The sequence below is a fragment of the Caldisericum exile AZM16c01 genome (assembly GCF_000284335.1).
GTDB classification, from domain to species: domain Bacteria; phylum Caldisericota; class Caldisericia; order Caldisericales; family Caldisericaceae; genus Caldisericum; species Caldisericum exile.
The window spans coordinates 328,085-343,447 of sequence record NC_017096.1 but is presented as its reverse complement, the minus strand read 5'-3'; the positions used below and the strand labels follow the sequence as shown (position 1 = coordinate 343,447).

20 protein-coding genes are annotated in these 15,363 nt (G+C 35.4%); 11 read left to right on the top strand and 9 right to left on the bottom strand.

The window, feature by feature from the left end:
- The first annotated feature begins 37 nt into the window (after positions 1-37).
- The gene (locus tag CSE_RS01630) at positions 38-1,240 is read left to right on the top strand and encodes an aminotransferase class I/II-fold pyridoxal phosphate-dependent enzyme (protein WP_041726021.1); all 1,203 of its coding nucleotides are present in this window, start codon (positions 38-40) and stop codon (positions 1,238-1,240) included.
- Positions 1,241-1,670: 430 nt separating this feature from the next.
- Here the strand turns inward: CSE_RS01630 and CSE_RS01625 are convergent, their stop codons facing one another.
- On the bottom strand, positions 1,671-1,880 hold the full coding sequence (locus CSE_RS01625; protein WP_014452887.1) for a cold-shock protein: 210 nt from the start codon (positions 1,878-1,880) through the stop codon (positions 1,671-1,673).
- A 204-nt stretch (positions 1,881-2,084) separates the two neighbouring features.
- Here CSE_RS01625 and CSE_RS01620 point away from each other — a divergent pair, with 204 nt between their 5' ends.
- On the top strand, positions 2,085-3,317 hold the full coding sequence (locus CSE_RS01620) for an SLC13 family permease (RefSeq protein ID WP_014452886.1): 1,233 nt from the start codon (positions 2,085-2,087) through the stop codon (positions 3,315-3,317).
- Between the two features lie 45 nt (positions 3,318-3,362).
- Here CSE_RS01620 and fba read toward each other — a convergent pair whose 3' ends face one another.
- Together fba and CSE_RS01610 are read right to left on the bottom strand one after the other, a co-directional pair.
- Positions 3,363-4,286, bottom strand: a complete 924-nt coding sequence (gene fba / locus CSE_RS01615) for a class II fructose-1,6-bisphosphate aldolase (RefSeq protein ID WP_014452885.1) — start codon at positions 4,284-4,286, stop codon at positions 3,363-3,365.
- A 21-nt stretch (positions 4,287-4,307) separates the two neighbouring features.
- Positions 4,308-4,961 carry an SdpI family protein gene (locus CSE_RS01610; RefSeq protein WP_014452884.1) on the bottom strand — a complete coding sequence of 218 codons (654 nt, stop codon included), beginning with the start codon at positions 4,959-4,961 and terminating at the stop codon, positions 4,308-4,310.
- A gap of 80 nt (positions 4,962-5,041) precedes the next feature.
- Here CSE_RS01610 and CSE_RS01605 point away from each other — a divergent pair, with 80 nt between their 5' ends.
- The 3 genes from CSE_RS01605 to CSE_RS01595 are packed head-to-tail and all read left to right on the top strand — an operon-like array spanning position 5,042 to position 6,103.
- Positions 5,042-5,278 carry a MoaD/ThiS family protein gene (locus tag CSE_RS01605; RefSeq protein WP_014452883.1) on the top strand — a complete coding sequence of 79 codons (237 nt, stop codon included), beginning with the start codon at positions 5,042-5,044 and terminating at the stop codon, positions 5,276-5,278.
- The gene (locus tag CSE_RS01600; RefSeq protein WP_014452882.1) at positions 5,278-5,673 is read left to right on the top strand and encodes a molybdenum cofactor biosynthesis protein MoaE; all 396 of its coding nucleotides are present in this window, start codon (positions 5,278-5,280) and stop codon (positions 5,671-5,673) included. Before CSE_RS01605 ends, CSE_RS01600 begins: the two co-directional genes overlap by 1 nt.
- Complete coding sequence (locus CSE_RS01595; protein ID WP_014452881.1) at positions 5,651-6,103, top strand: SoxR reducing system RseC family protein; 453 nt, start codon at positions 5,651-5,653, stop codon at positions 6,101-6,103. The genes CSE_RS01600 and CSE_RS01595 overlap by 23 nt, the downstream gene beginning before the upstream one ends.
- Here the strand turns inward: CSE_RS01595 and CSE_RS08495 are convergent.
- From CSE_RS08495 to CSE_RS01585, 3 genes are read right to left on the bottom strand one after another with little or no spacing between them, the layout of a single operon-like run.
- Entirely contained in the window at positions 6,095-6,598 is a 504-nt protein-coding gene (locus CSE_RS08495; protein WP_014452880.1) for a JAB domain-containing protein, read from the bottom strand. The two genes, CSE_RS01595 and CSE_RS08495, sit on opposite strands and share 9 nt — an antisense overlap.
- On the bottom strand, positions 6,598-7,023 hold the full coding sequence (locus CSE_RS08490; protein ID WP_197535277.1) for a UPF0758 domain-containing protein: 426 nt from the start codon (positions 7,021-7,023) through the stop codon (positions 6,598-6,600). Before CSE_RS08490 ends, CSE_RS08495 begins: the two co-directional genes overlap by 1 nt.
- 13 nt (positions 7,024-7,036) lie before the next feature.
- Positions 7,037-7,708, bottom strand: coding sequence for a M48 family metallopeptidase (locus CSE_RS01585; RefSeq protein ID WP_014452878.1), 672 nt, complete (start codon positions 7,706-7,708; stop codon positions 7,037-7,039).
- A 126-nt stretch (positions 7,709-7,834) separates the two neighbouring features.
- On the opposite strand from CSE_RS01585, the gene mnmG reads away from it, so the two are divergent.
- Positions 7,835-9,718, top strand: coding sequence for a tRNA uridine-5-carboxymethylaminomethyl(34) synthesis enzyme MnmG (gene mnmG / locus CSE_RS01580; RefSeq protein WP_014452877.1), 1,884 nt, complete (start codon positions 7,835-7,837; stop codon positions 9,716-9,718).
- A complete protein-coding gene (gene gpmA / locus CSE_RS01575) occupies positions 9,711-10,463 on the top strand; it encodes a 2,3-diphosphoglycerate-dependent phosphoglycerate mutase (RefSeq protein ID WP_014452876.1) in 753 nt (250 codons plus the stop codon). Before mnmG ends, gpmA begins: the two co-directional genes overlap by 8 nt.
- 819 nt (positions 10,464-11,282) lie before the next feature.
- Here the strand turns inward: gpmA and CSE_RS01570 are convergent.
- A complete protein-coding gene (locus tag CSE_RS01570; RefSeq protein ID WP_014452874.1) occupies positions 11,283-11,966 on the bottom strand; it encodes a DUF554 domain-containing protein in 684 nt (227 codons plus the stop codon).
- A gap of 199 nt (positions 11,967-12,165) precedes the next feature.
- On the opposite strand from CSE_RS01570, the gene CSE_RS01565 reads away from it, so the two are divergent.
- Positions 12,166-12,705, top strand: a complete 540-nt coding sequence (locus tag CSE_RS01565; RefSeq protein WP_041726019.1) for a XylR N-terminal domain-containing protein — start codon at positions 12,166-12,168, stop codon at positions 12,703-12,705.
- Positions 12,706-12,769: 64 nt separating this feature from the next.
- On the opposite strand, the gene CSE_RS01560 is transcribed toward CSE_RS01565, so the two are convergent.
- Together CSE_RS01560 and CSE_RS01555 are read right to left on the bottom strand one after the other, a co-directional pair.
- Positions 12,770-13,282: a gamma carbonic anhydrase family protein gene (locus tag CSE_RS01560; protein ID WP_014452872.1), complete on the bottom strand. Its 513-nt coding sequence runs from the start codon at positions 13,280-13,282 to the stop codon at positions 12,770-12,772.
- Between the two features lie 15 nt (positions 13,283-13,297).
- Positions 13,298-13,840 (bottom strand): L,D-transpeptidase, encoded by a 543-nt coding sequence (locus CSE_RS01555; protein WP_014452871.1) that lies wholly within the window; start codon positions 13,838-13,840, stop codon positions 13,298-13,300.
- 501 nt (positions 13,841-14,341) lie between these two features.
- On the opposite strand from CSE_RS01555, the gene rpsF reads away from it, so the two are divergent.
- From rpsF to rpsR, 3 genes are read left to right on the top strand one after another with little or no spacing between them, the layout of a single operon-like run.
- Positions 14,342-14,710 carry a 30S ribosomal protein S6 gene (gene rpsF, locus CSE_RS01550; protein WP_014452870.1) on the top strand — a complete coding sequence of 123 codons (369 nt, stop codon included), beginning with the start codon at positions 14,342-14,344 and terminating at the stop codon, positions 14,708-14,710.
- A complete protein-coding gene (locus tag CSE_RS01545; RefSeq protein WP_014452869.1) occupies positions 14,703-15,101 on the top strand; it encodes a single-stranded DNA-binding protein in 399 nt (132 codons plus the stop codon). Before rpsF ends, CSE_RS01545 begins: the two co-directional genes overlap by 8 nt.
- Before the next feature lie 12 nt (positions 15,102-15,113).
- The gene (gene rpsR, locus CSE_RS01540) at positions 15,114-15,362 is read left to right on the top strand and encodes a 30S ribosomal protein S18 (protein ID WP_014452868.1); all 249 of its coding nucleotides are present in this window, start codon (positions 15,114-15,116) and stop codon (positions 15,360-15,362) included.
- Position 15,363: the final 1 nt, after the last annotated feature.

Sequence of the window (15,363 nt, the reverse complement as noted above, 5' to 3'; positions counted from 1 at the left end):
AATTTCCAAAAAATGTAAAATAGTTTGAGGTGATATGATGGATCTATTTGAAAAATGTTATAATCCTAAAGAAAATAGTGCGCTTTATGACGCAAAAGTTGCACAAGAACGTGGACTTTACCCATATTTTCTCCCTTTCGAAGGGACTGAGGGCACAGAAGTTACATACAATGGACGAAAAATCATTATGCTTGGCTCAAACAATTATCTTGGACTTACGCACCACCCAAAAGTAAAGGAAGCAGCAAAAAAGGCAATTGATGAATATGGAACCTCTGCAACAGGATCAAGATTTATGAATGGCACTCTAAAAATACATAGGGAACTTGAAGAAGCACTTGCAGAATTTTTAAATAAAGAGGCAGTTATTGTTTTTTCAACTGGATACCAGACAAATTTAGGAACAATTTCTGCACTTCTTTCTCCAAAAGATTATGCAATTATGGACAAAGAAGACCATGCATCAATTGTTGATGGATGGAGTATGTCGCATGCAAAATTTTCAAGGTTCGACCATAATGACGTTGATAGTCTTGAAAAAGTATTACAAAAAATACCAGAGGAAGCAGGAAAACTAATTGTAATTGATGGTGTCTATTCAATGGCAGGGGATATTGCACCACTTCCGCAAATTGTTGAGTTAAAAAAGAAATACGGTGCACGCCTTATGGTTGATGATGCACATTCAATTGGTGTTTTGGGTAAAAACGGACGTGGTACTGCAAATTATTTCAACATGGAAAACGATGTTGATCTTATAATGGGTACTTTCAGTAAGTCTTTTGCAAGTTTGGGGGGATTTATTGCAGGCGATAAAGAAGTGATTGATTACATAAAGCATTATGCAAGACCATTCATATTTTCTGCTGCAATGACGCCTTCATCTGCTGCGGCAGCACTTGCAGCCCTTCATGTGATGCAAGAGGAACCAGAACGAATTGAACACCTGTGGAATATTGCAAATAGAATGCGAAAAGGTCTCAAAGAATTGGGATTTGATATTGGAACAAGTAATACTCCCATAATTCCTGTGTATATAAGGGACAAATGGAAAACAGTAATGATGTGGAAAGAGTTATTTGATCTTGGAGTTTATACAAACCCGGTATTCCCACCTGCTGTGCAACCAAATGATTCGCTTCTTAGAACAAGTTATATTGCAACTCACACAGAAGAACAAATCGATAGAGCCTTAACGATTTTTGAAAAAGCAGGAAAGAAATTAGGAATAATAAAATAATTATAAGGCATACTTATGCCCTCTAATTTTAAACAGAACCAAGGCGTTTTTTTACATAAGTTCGAAATTACAAATAAAAACTCATTAAAAAAGCACAAGCAACTGAGGAATACCCTCTTTTAGTTAGAGGGGGATTAACAAAGCTCCCCCTCTAACTCCCCCTTAAAAGGCGGAGATTTCTCCTCACATTCGTTCGTCGAAATGACAAATTACTATTTTTTGGGGAGTGTTGAGGGGGTCTTTTCCCCCCTCAAGTTTTGGAGATCCCTCACATTCGTTCGGGATGACGTTCATTAGAAAGGGGCACATCCCCTTTCTAACTTACCCCTAAAAGCCATAAAAAACAGAGAGTGCTGAGAGAGTCTATTCCATCTTAAATATTAATTATGCCCGGGTTTACCCGGGCATAATCTTCAATCAATAGGTCAAACTATATGATTGTAACGTTAACCGCTTTTTCGCCTTTGTCAGTTCTTTCTACTTCGTACTCAACCTTGTCGCCTTCTTTTAAGGATCTAAAACCGTTAGCCTTAATTGAAGAGTAGTGAACAAATAAGTCTTTGCTTCCATTATCTGGGACAATGAAACCAAATCCTTTCTGTGCGTTGAACCACTTGACTGTTCCTTTGAATCTTTCCATTCTAACTTACCAACCTTCTTAAAAAATTCTATCTTTTTACGATAGTAACCTATGATACACCTTTTTCAGATATTTGCAATACACAAAAACAAATTATTTCAGGTATATTGTGCGTTGTCACACATTAACAGAAAGGCCGCTCAATTTTTATTAATTTATCTTAACACAAAGAAACACGGATAATTTTCGTTTATAATTTATCATATGATACCTTTGATAATTCTCCTACTTGTTGTAGCGGTTATCTCGATTAGAAACTTTGGACGCTTTAAAGTTGAAATGTGGCAGGCAATGGCCACAGGCGCACTTCTTTCAATTATTCTTCGGCAGATTTCCATTAAAGATGCAATTTTTTCAATAAACTTCGAGATTATATTTTTTCTTTTCTTTATGTTCGTCATTGGCAGTGCTTTTGAGTTAAGCGGCTTACTTGAATTTCTTTCATTCAAAGTATTTAAAAATGCCAAAAACGTAGATACCTTGATACTTCAGATGATATTCGTATTTGGCATTTTGTCTTCCATATTTACTAACGATACAATTGCAATTGTTGGCACAAGTCTTGGTTTGATCCTCTCACGAAATCATAAAATTAGCCCCAAATTAATACTTCTTACGGTTGCATTCTCTGTTACAATTGGCAGCACGTTTTCTCCAATAGGTAATCCTCAAAACCTTATCATTGCTGTATTAGGTAAAGTACCAAATCCATTTGTAACATTTTTTAAGTTCAATTTTATCCCAATGATTGTAAACTTGATCTTTACATATCTCATATTAAAGCTTTTCTACAAAAATGAATTCCATGAAGAGGATCTCACACATGAACTTGTTGAAATTCAAGATATTAAGCTTGCAAAAATCGTATCTTTTTCAAGTATAATTCTTATTATCCTAATACTTGCAAAGATTTCTATTGCATACATTAATCCTTCTTACGATTTTCCACTTGTGTATATTGCAGCAATTTCCGCGCTTCCAATTATCATATTTTCGAATAGACGCATTGAACTTATAAAAGAGGTTGATTATAAAACTCTCTTATTTTTCATTTCTATGTTTATCCTCATGAGAAGTGTCTTTCTTAGTGGTATAGTTCAGAATACGATAAAAAGCTTGAATTTACAAGAGATGGGACGAATTTCGATCTTTATCACAAGCATACTTGTTAGCCAACTTGTATCAAATGTCCCGGCAGCAATCCTTTTACTTCCATTTGCAGACAATTCAATACAAAGTTTGATGGCACTTTCTTCAGGAACAACTATTGCAGGAAACTTAACAATTTTAGGAGCCGCATCAAACATCATTGCAATACAAAAAAGTGAAAAAGTAGGGCATACTATAACTTTTTGGGAATTTTCCAAAGTTGGGGTTGCTTTGACACTTCAAAACATTATAACTTACTCGGTCTTTTATAAAGTTTTTCTAAAATAGAAACAAGGGGAGTTTTACCTCCCCTGTATATGACTTATCGGTTTCTCAAATCGTATTCGATGAGCCTAAGACATCTCTCATCTTATGTTTTACAAGATTCTTTATCTCATCTCTTGCAGGTCCAAGGTATTTTCTCGGATCAAATTCCTCTGGGTGGAGTGCAAAGATTTCTCTTATTGTTGCAGTCATTGCAAGTCTAAGGTCGGTATCAATGTTAATCTTCGTGATACCCATGGTTGTTGCTTTCCTTAGCATATCCTCTGGGACACCTTTTGCATCACCAATGTTTCCACCATATTTATTGATCTTCTCAACATACTGAGGAAGAACAGATGAGGCACCATGCAAAACAAGTGGAAAATTAGGCAACTTTCTTGCAATTTCCTGAAGCCTTTCAAAATCAAGTTTCGGCTCTCCCTTGAATTTGTATGCACCATGTGATGTACCAATTGCAATAGCAAGAGAGTCAACGCCTGTTCTTTCAACAAATTCTACTGCCTTATCAGGATCTGTATAAACTGCTTCGTTCGAAACGACATGCTCTTCAATTCCTTGAAGTTTTCCCAATTCACCTTCTACAACAACATTTTTTGAGTGGGCATATTCAACAACTTTTTTGGTTAAGGCAACATTTTCCTCAAAAGGCAAATGTGAACCATCAATCATAACTGAAGTAAATCCTGCATCAATTACTTCCTTACAAAGTTCAAATGAATCACCGTGATCAAGATGGACTGCAATTGGGACTTCAGGGGCATCCTGTGTTGCAGCCTCGATGAGTTTCATAAGATAAACAAGTTTTGCATAGTTTCTTGCACCTTTTGAAATTTGAAGTATTACTGGAGATCTCTCTTCTTTTGCAGCATCAATCACGCCTTGAAGAATCTCCATATTGTTTACATTGAACGCACCAATCGCATACTTGCCGTATGCCTTTTTAAATAATTCGTCTGTTCTTACTAATGGCATATTATACCTCCTATGTTTCAATTATACTGCATTTTTATTTTCTTTACTATATTCAAGATAAGAATATACGATTAAATAAACTGAAGAAATAATAATCGGCACAATAATAAAATAAATCGAATAGTTTTTAAAGAATGCGCCAATAAGAGCAAGCACTCCGCATATTTTGAAAACCTTTGCTCCAACTATATGCGTCTTTGCCCAAACTAAGTCTGAAGAAAGCGTCCAAGGAGTTCTAATCCCTATGAACCAGTTTCTCTTAGTGTGCTCCAATAATATACCGATTGCATAAAATAATATACCACTTAAAACGCTAACAGTTACATTAATGGACAATTTTAAGCCAACATTATAAAGAATTGTTTGAAAGTTTATTACCCCCAAAAACACAACAAATAAAAGGATAAACTCGTAATAAATATCTTTAAATTGCTCAATATTCTTCCTCAGGGGATCAATTCTTATTATGAAAACAAGTAGCAAAGGCAACAAAATGGTTTCAAGGATACTAAAGGCATAAAATTCAAATTTACTCATAAATCCATTTGGGTTACCTTTTTCATCAAAGTGAGTTGCAAGGGTCAAGGGAAGTTTCGGGTAAAAAACTAACATTAAAACTACGAAAATGATTACCAAAATTAAAATTGCGCTTAAAATTATCTTTTCCTTGCCCATCCCTACCTCCTTTAACACATTTTAACACAAAACATCTTTTTACACATTACAAAGTATTACTTTTTGAGTTATAATATTATGTGATTAAAGTGCTTTTTTTTGGTGAAGTAAAAAGAATTTTAAACAAAGATTTTATTGAATTTGATTTTACGGGCTCTTTAAGTGCTCTTAAGAATGAACTTGCAAATACTTTTCCTGAAGTTGCATCAGTTCTAAACACCTGCGCTTTTGCAGTCAATAAAGAATATAAAACCCTGAATTATGAATTAAAGGGCAATGAAGAAGTTGCAATCATTCCACCTGTTGGAGGAGGATAATGGTTAAATTAACTAAGGATAAGATTAACGAGTTTGAACTTACCGAACTTTTAAGAAATGATGAGGCTGGAAGCATTGTCGTATTTCTTGGCGAACCAAGAAAAGGATCTCTCGATGGTAATGTTTCTTCAATTGAATATACTGCATATGAGGAGATGGCAGTTCAAGAACTTAAAAAGATCGAAGAAGAAGCCAAAAAAAGGGAGGGTATTCTTAATGTAATAATTGTTCACAGGCTGGGCGACATTCCGTTAAAAGAAACTTCCCTTTTTGTTGGTGTCTCTTCGAGACACAGAGAAGAAGGCTTTGAAACGGCAAAGTGGATTATAGAAGAAGTTAAAAAAGTTGTGCCAATTTGGAAGGAGATAAAATATGAAGGGAACAGGAACAGTTAAAGTAATTCGTGGTGAATATATAGAAGTCGTTGCTCCACGTGAGTCTGAATGCTCTTCGTGTGCGTTGAAAGATAGTTGCTCTAATAATTCCCTAAAAGATGGACAAACAATTTGGGTAAGAAATACAATTGATGCAGAAATTGGAGATTATGTAGAATTTGAGTTTAGCGAAAAAGACTTGAATAGAGGTATGTTTATAGTTTATGGCATACCAATGATTTTTATTATAATCGGAGCAGCAATTGGTTCTATTCTTGAATTTCGCTATAATATGAGAATCTCGAACTTAAAAGATTTCACAGTATTCCTAACGACTCTTGCCTTTCTTTCAGTTGGAATTGTACTGGTAAAAATAATTGATAGAACCGTAAAACCTTACTCTTACACAACGAAGATAATTTCAAGAGAAATAATAAAACCACTAATGTAATGGCGTATAAATTAGACCATTACTTGCAAAACTAAAGTAGTCCTCGGGATTTTTACCAAGAATGATATGGCCAAGCACCTTAATATTTACAAAGTTTAGTGCCTCAATAAGCCTTTTGGTTAAAAACACATCTTCGTCCGATGGTTCCGTCTCACCGGAGGGATGATTATGCACAAGAATTAGAGCACTTGCAGAATTAACTGTGGCATGTTTTACCACATCCTTTGGATCAACAATACTTGTATCAATACTTCCTTTGCTTATCTCAACTGTCTTTATAGGTTTGTTTTTCTTATCAAGGAGAACAATTAAAAAGAATTCTTGCTTTTTATCTCTCAAGTATGGTGAAAACTCTGCAATGACATATTGTGCACCATCCCTCGGAGAGCGAATTCTCTTGATTTCAGTTGCCTTTTCCCTAATGAGGCGTTTACCAATCTCAAGCGCTGCTTTGATTTGTGTTGCCTTTGCAAGACCGACGCCATCAATCTTCATTAATTTTTCAATGGTGCTTCATCAAGTGCACGCAAACTTTTGTACTTGTTCAAAATCCTCTTCCCAAGTTCCTCAGCACTAACTCCATCAGAACCTGTCCTCAAAATTATTGCAAGTAGTTTCGATAAGGAGAGCGTTTCTGCACCATTCTTAAGAAGTGCTTCTCTTGGACGTTCACTTTCAATCCAATCCTTTATAGGAACATGTGAATTTGCTTTTTTTCTTGCATTCCTTAAATCATTTTTCACTCTTTCAAGATCTGTGGGGCTTTTAATTGAAAGAATTTCAATAATTAACTTTGCTTTTCCCTTATCAAGATTTTTTGCATTTTTCCCTGTTATATACACTTTTGAATTTTTCATCACAGGGTAAATGTTGTTTCTTGCCAAAAATTCAATTGCCGATTCATAAGAATTCAATTCCATTTTAAACCGCCTTTCAGATATCAAGTAAGTGTCCTTTTTCTCTTAGCCACCTTTTTGCCTCTTCATAATTTGGAATAATTGTTCTTACCTTGTCCCAAAAAGCCTTTGAATGGTTATGTTCAACAACATGGCACAATTCATGCACAACCACATAATCAATAATTGATAGTGGCGCCATAACAAGTTTATATGTAAAACTCAAATTGTTATCCTTAGAACAACTTCCCCACCTTTTGTTTGCACTGGTAATTTTAACGCCTTTATACTTTATTCCTGTAAGTTTCGAATAGTATTCGACCCTCTCACCGATAATACCTTTTGCAGTTTTCTTATAGAAATCGATGAATAAATCCCTTGCCTTCTCCCTATACCCTTCGTCAAGATAAAAACCTTTATCAAACTTAAGTGGAGTTTCCGCATCGCTTACAAGGAAAAGTCTGTAAGGTCTTCCAAGAAGTAAGAAACTTTCTCCTGGGACAAATTGCTTTTCCTCTTTCTTTTCAAGGTGTTTTACAATTTCGATGTGCTTTTTAATCCATCTCCTATGCTCCTTTATAACTTGGTAAATTTCTTCATCCGTTGTCTTATTAGGTGCCTTAACGATTAGCGTTGCATCATCATTAATAATAAGTGCAATCGTCTTCCTTTTTGATCGAATAATTTGCGAAATCTTAATCTCGTCCATTCACTCCTCTTTCAAAGAAGTACATTAAAACACTTACATGAAATTATATGCTGAAATCAAATTATATAAAAACCTCTTCTCAATTCAAACTTTACGAATATGGCTTAAACGTGTATAATATAAACTATGATGAAGGAAAAATATTATGGTGTAATTGTTGTTGGTGGAGGACACGCAGGCGTTGAGGCTTCACTTGCTTCAGCAAGAATGGGTGTCCCAACATTAATTATTACGATTGATAACGATAGTATTGGCTGGATGCCATGCAATCCTGCTATTGGCGGCCCTGGAAAATCACAAGTTGTAAGAGAAATTGATGCCCTTGGCGGCGCAATGGCTATGACAACAGATGAAACATTAACCCAGATTAAGATGCTTAATACCTCAAGAGGTCCTGCTGTATGGAGTTTGAGAGCGCAGGCTGACAAGTGGGCTTACTCAAGAAAAATGAAAGAGCGTCTTGAAAACCAACCAAACTTACACTTAAGACAAGGGCTTGTTGAAAAACTCATTATTGAAAACGGAAAAGTAAAAGGAGTAAAAGTTGCAGATGGAAGCATCTTTTATGCTGATGCAGTTGTACTAACCACAGGCACATATTTAAGGGGGAGAATTTACATTTCCTCATGGTCAATGGAAGCAGGAAGATGGGTCAAGCCACCTTCAAATGCACTGTCAGATCAATTGAAAGAACTTGGTTTTAAAATGTCACGATTTAACACAGGCACAACCCCAAGAGTAGACAAAAGATCAATTGATTTAAGCAAATTTGAAGAAGAGCGTGGAGATTTTATACCACTTCATTTCTCTTTCTGGAATAAGCCAAAGGTATATGAAAATCAAATTCCGTCATATCTTGGCTGGACTAATGAAAAAACAATAGAAATCACAAGAAAATACATGCACCTTTCACCATCGGTTGCGGGGCTTATGGTTAAAACAGGTCCAAGAACCTGTCCTTCAATGGAAGAGAAGGTGCGTTGGTTCCCAGATAAGACAAGACACCAATTTTTCCTCGAGCCCGAAGGTTTTAACACAAACGAAATGTACATGCAGGGAATGTACATGTCAATGCCCTACGATATGCAACTTGAGGTTTTAAGGACAATCCCCGGTCTTGAAAATGTTGAGATAATAAGACCTGCCTATGTCATTGACTACGACTACATAATACCAACTCAATTAAATCTTACATACGAAACAAAACTCATCGAAGGCCTATTTATTGCAGGACAACCAAACGGCACAACTGGATACGATGAAGCAGCAGGACAAGGACTTCTTGCAGGCATTAATGCTGCCTTAAAAGTTCAAGGGAAAGAACCATTCATATTAAGAAGAAATGAAGCGTATCTTGGCGTTATGACTGATGACTTATTGACAAAAGAACTGTTTGAACCATACAGAATTACACCATCTCATTGTGAGTATAGGCAAATTTTAAGGCAGGACAACGCCGATTTGAGACTCACAAGAAAGGGCTATGAAATTGGCGTTGTTGAAGAATGGAAATTTAGAATATTCGAGGAAAAGGAACAAAAACTTGAAGAAGTCAAAAGGATCCTTGAAGAGACAACAATATATCCAAATAAGGAAAATGTTGAAAAATTGAAAGAACTTGATGTTAAGGAAATTAACCAACCATTAACTCTCTTTGACCTTCTAAAAAGACAGGACTTCACAAAGGATACATTAAAGAAACTTGACTCAAGATTTGCAGATATTGACGATGAAATCCTCATAGAAATTGAAATTGAGGCAAAATATGCAGGGTACATACAGCGTGAGATGAACAAAGCAAAAGAATTTTTAAGGTTTGAAAGCTTTGAAATTCCTCAAGATATTGATTATAATTTAGTACCATCGCTCTCGAAAGAGGCACGGATTAGGCTATCGGAAATAAAGCCAAAATCAATTGGACAAGCAATGAGAATTACAGGTGTAAGACCGTCTGATATTCAAATGCTTCTAATGTATCTTAAGGAAAGGAAGGGTGAAGAAAATGTATAAACTCGTTTTATTAAGGCATGGTGAGAGTGAATGGAACAAAGAAAATAGATTCACTGGATGGACCGATGTAGATTTATCTGAAAGAGGAGTTGAAGAGGCTCACTTTGCTGCTAAATTATTAAAAGAACAGGGATATGTATTTGATGTAGCATTTACCTCTGTTTTGAAAAGGGCAATTAAAACCCTCTGGATTGTGCTTGAGGATATAGACTTAATGTGGATACCAGAGTACAAACATTGGAGATTAAATGAAAGGCACTATGGAGCACTCCAAGGATTAAACAAGGCAGAAATGGCAAAAAGATATGGAGAAGAGCAAGTGCTTTTGTGGAGAAGATCGTATGATGTACCACCTCCACCGCTTGAAAAAGATGACCCAAGGAATCCAAGGTTCGATCCAAAATACAAAGATTTGAAAGACGATGAAATTCCACTTTCTGAATCTTTGAAAGATACACTCAATAGAGTGCTTCCATATTATCATTCAACTATTGCACCATTAGTAAAAGAAGGAAAAAGAGTTATTATTGCTGCACACGGAAACTCTTTAAGAGCACTTGTAAAATATCTTGATAACATTTCCGACGAAGAAATTCCACACCTCAATATTCCAACAGGCATTCCGCTTGTTTATGAACTTGATGAGAACTTAAATGCAGTTAACCACTACTACCTTGCAGATGAAAAGACGCTTCAGGAAGCAATAGAAAGAGTAAAAAACCAGATAAAAGAAGACCCAAAATAAGTAAATCTACACTTTTTTTCATTTTTGTCCTCCTTTGGCTCTCTTTGCAAAGAGAGCCTTTTTAAATTAGTGTATTATCATAAATTATTCAATGTTTAGACTCAGTGTTGAACAATTGGTAAAATTTTCCAATTTTTAAGGAAAGAAAATTACATCTAAACCTTATCTTTTAAAGAAATTATAAAGGACTTTTCCACAGTTATCCACACTTATCCACAGCAAAATGTGGATAAGTTAAGAATTAGTGTCATAAATTATTACCTGAATATAATAGTATTAAGACATGCATTTAATGAGGCTTTCTTGTTTCCACAGCAATTTTCACAACGCTTAAGTGATTGTTTATAACCTGTGGAAAACCTTATATGTCATTTAAAAATGTAAAAAAACCCTTTAACTAATAGTAGAGTGTATGAACTTATACTTTTTAATTCCCTCTAAACCTTGGAGATTTCCCACTACATTTGAAATGGTGAAACGTTGTAACCAACATAAGATTTCTCAACGCGCACAAAATGACATCGTTTCGTCATTCCGAAAGAGCGTGAGCGACTGAGGAATCTCCTCTTTTAATAGAGGGGGATTAACAAGACTCCCCATCTAACTCTTCCCGAAAAACGAAGAGTATTGAAGGGTGCAGTATATTCATTAAATATTGTAAAGGTACCCTTCAGATCTCCATTTCACGGTTACTTTATTTATTACTTTAGAGGTAGAACTGAGGAAAGGATGCTTTCTCCCCAAAATTAAGGAATATTAAGTTGATTTAAAACTTTTACAAATCTTCTTGAAATTACAAATCAAAAAGCCATTATATCTTCACAACAAACTTGAAATGTAAATTACAAATGGAAGATACACAAGAGAAGGAAGCATATTAAGAATTTTAATTTTCTGAATGTTCAAAAGTTCTATCCCAATTGCAAGAATAAGTACGCCTCCAAGACCCGTAAAGTTATTTATATAAACATCCTGTGTAAGGAATAGTAATCTTGAACCCAGGAGCGTCAAACTTCCTTGAATTACAAAAACAGAAATTGCAGAAAACATAACGCCAATACCCAAACCTGAAGCAAGCGTAAGAGAGGTAATTCCATCCATTATAGATTTTGTAATGAGGAGTGTTGCATCACCAGTGAGACCTTCTTGAATTGAGCCTACAACAGTCATTGCACCAACGCAAAAGACAAGAGTTGCAGTTATGAAGCCCTCAACAAAATGTGGTGAATTTGGTGATATTTTAGATTTAATTTTCCCCATCAAATGCTCTAATCCCTCATTAAGACGAAGTAACTCTCCAGTAATACTTCCAAGAATTAGAGAAAGAAATATTTCAATAAACTTTGTTGATTTTATAATCATTGTAATACCTATTAGTATAGTAAAAAGGCCAATAGATTGGATAACAATATGTTTAACTCTCTCCGGAAACCTTTCACCAATTATAAGCCCAAGCGTACTTCCTACAAGCACAGTAATTACATTAACAATTGTGCCTTTCATATATATTCTCCTTTCGCAGGAATTTAAAGGAATTATAAGAAAAATATCATTTTAGTCAATACCAAATTAACGAAATTTAATAGACTTAGATATAAAAGACAAGAAGTCGTTTATTTAAAGAAAAATAAAACTTTGATATTGACAAGACCAAAAATCATTATAAAATTATCTCGTTTGCAAACTATACATGGAGGAAAATATGAATGAATTAAAAAAGCAATACGAAATGCTTTTAAAGCAAATTGGAATCGATACAACAAATAAAATTACAAATGAGGAAGGAAAAATTATACTTTTTAATAAGCGTTGGATATTGATGGATGTAGAGGCATTTCCCGATTACATGATTAAATCAACAGGGAACATAATGGGCGAAAGAATGGCACAAGAGTTTGTTTATTGGTTTGGATATAGTTATGGTGAGAAGGTAGCAGAAAGATACATCAAATTAGGCGCACAAAAAGAAGTTATACCCTCGATAGTGGCAGCAAAAACGGCACTTTTCACAGGCTGGGGTATTCCTGAAATTCTTGAACTGTCTTTGGAAAGAGGAAAACTTCTTGTGAAAATTTATAACGATTTTGAAAGTGAATCAGCAGTCCTGAATGGATCAAAACCAACAAACAATTTTATGAGAGGAGTCCTTGCAGGTGCATTTTCAAAACTCACTGGCTCAAAAACCCATGCAATTGCAGAATTTAAAGGCGGATTTAGTGTAATTTCGGTAGACAAAAGATAAATGATTTTCCTTGCCCGAAACATCACCAAAAATTGAAGAGCAGATTTTTATGCTTAGCAGTAAATCATTTAAATTGTGTTTTATATCTTTTTGATAATTTCACATATTCAAGCGCATGTTCTTTGAGGGCATTTATTTCTTCTTCAGTAAGTTTTCTGACTGCCTTTGCAGGAATACCCACGATAAGAGTGCCATCCTCAAATGTTGCATTCTCAAGAACAAGGGCTTGAGCTCCTACTACACAATTTTTTCCAATTTTTGCACCTGATAAAATTGTTGCACCCATCCCTATAAGAGTATTTTCACCAATTGTTGCTGAGTGAATTATTGCATTATGTCCAACTGTAACGTTTTCACCTATGAAGCACGTTGTACCTTCATCAACGTGTATGACCGTATTATCTTGTATATTTGAGTTTTTCCCTATGTAGATTTTGCCAATGTCCCCTCTCAAAACCGCACCGAACCACACATTTGCATTTTCTTCAATTTCAACATCACCGATAATTGTTGCATTATCAAATATAACAGCATCTTTTGAAATGTTTGGCTTTTTTCCTTCAAATTCAATAATCATAAGAATCCTCCTAAATCACTTTGTGCCTTTTAAAACCGTATTCACTGCATAAAGGACATTAATTGCCTCAAGGTGCTTTACAAGGTCATTGTATGAACCCTCACGCACTTCAATCTGCGTGCCTATGGGAATTGTTGTTGCAATATATAAGGCATCTTTATTTTCCATGCGAACACATCCGTGAGAATTTGCAAAGCCAATTGAAAATGGTTCATTTGTGCCATGTAGTCCATAGGATGGGAGATTCCAACCCATCCACACCATACCAAGTCCATTATTTTTATCTATTTTATAAGGTTGATATACCTTTCCTTCAAAGTACCAAACTGGATCAAAGGTTTTGTTTATAATTTTATAAACGCCAGTTGGTGTTTCATTGTCGGTTGTGTGTTCACCAACACAAACAGGAAAGACATTTACAATACTATTACCCTCGTAAAGCAAAAGTAATTTGTAGGACTTATCTACAACAATTCTATAAGTAGAAGAATTTGTAACACCTGTAAAAGAAATAAAAACAAACATCAAAACCACAAAAACCAAAAATATTTTTTTCATAACAGTTCCCGTATAAAAATTATAGCATAAAACTTATACTTACGAAAAATATTCTAAATGGAGAAAACCTCAGTAATGGACTTTAGTACGACTTTAATTATTCCTTTCCAAGCTCGAAAGGGAATCTCCTCCTTTAATTAGACGGGGACTTGCGATTTTCCCTCTAACTCCCCTTGAAAGGAGGAGATGCCTCAGAAAGTCATTTCGGCATGACTACAAGATAATTGCGTTATTGGGGGAGTACTGAGGGGGCAAAATACCCCCCTCAGATTGAAATGAGGAGTTTCTCACTGCGTTCGAAATGACTTTTTGGGAAAATCGGAGGGACATGTTTCTCCATCAAATTTTTGGGTAGTGCATTAATGAGAGCACAAATTCCAAATCTCAAATTCGTATACTTGATTAGAATATTGATTTCTGTATAATAGAGTTTGGTATAGAATACCTTCCTTGTAGGGGTTGCCTTACAAGGCATAAATTTTTAGTCCAGGAGGTAAAAAGATGAATTACTACGAAGTGCTTTACATTGTAAGCGCCAATCTTTCTGACGAAGAAAGAGCAGCGCTTGTTAGCAAGTTCCACGAATTTGTGGAAAGAAATGGTGGAAGTCTTAGAAGTGAAACCGAGTGGGGGTTAAAAACTCTTGCATACCCCATTTTAAAGCAGGACAGAGGCTATTACTTTCTTGCCTACATCAATCTTCCTGCAAGCGCTGTCAAGGATCTTTACTATTTCTTCAGAGTTACAGATGGTTTTTTGCGTGCAATGGTCGTAAAGAAGGAAGAGAAAAAAGTAGAATCTACGCCGAAGGAAACTGAAGTAAAAGAAGAACCAACTGAACAATCAGAAGAGGTACAGGAAAATGTCTGATGTAAATAGAATTTTCTTAACAGGACGTCTTGTTGCAGATCCTGATATCCGCTACACTCCAACAGGAAACGAGGTTGCTCAATTTAGGATTGCGGTAAACATGAGATACCGAAGTAAGCAAGACCCTACAAATTGGCAAGAAGAAACCTCATTTATTACCATTATTGCTTGGAACAAACTTGCCGACAAAGTCGAAAAGACATTTAAAAAAGGTGATCTTATATTTGTTGAAGGAAGACTTAGAATTCGTGAATACGAAGTTGAAGGGAACAAAAGATATGCAACGGAAGTAGTTGCAAGAGATATAAAACTCATCGTAGCAAAAGGTGCAAAGGAAATTGAAATTGAAGAGGCTACTGATGAGTCAGAACCAGATGTACCATTTGCATAGAGGGAGGTAAAAATGGAAACACCAAAAAAAGTTGCAAAGAAGGGATATTTCTTTAGGCAAAAAAAGAAGGTTTGCATTTTTTGTGCAAGAAACGAAGAGATTGACTATAAAGATGTTGCAAAACTTTCAAAATTCATAAGCGAGAAAGGTAAAATTCTCCCGAGAAGAAACACTGGGCTTTGCGCAAAACACCAGAGACAACTTGCAAGAGCAATCAAGCGTGCTCGTATTATGGCACTCCTGCCATTTGTAAGAGTGTAAG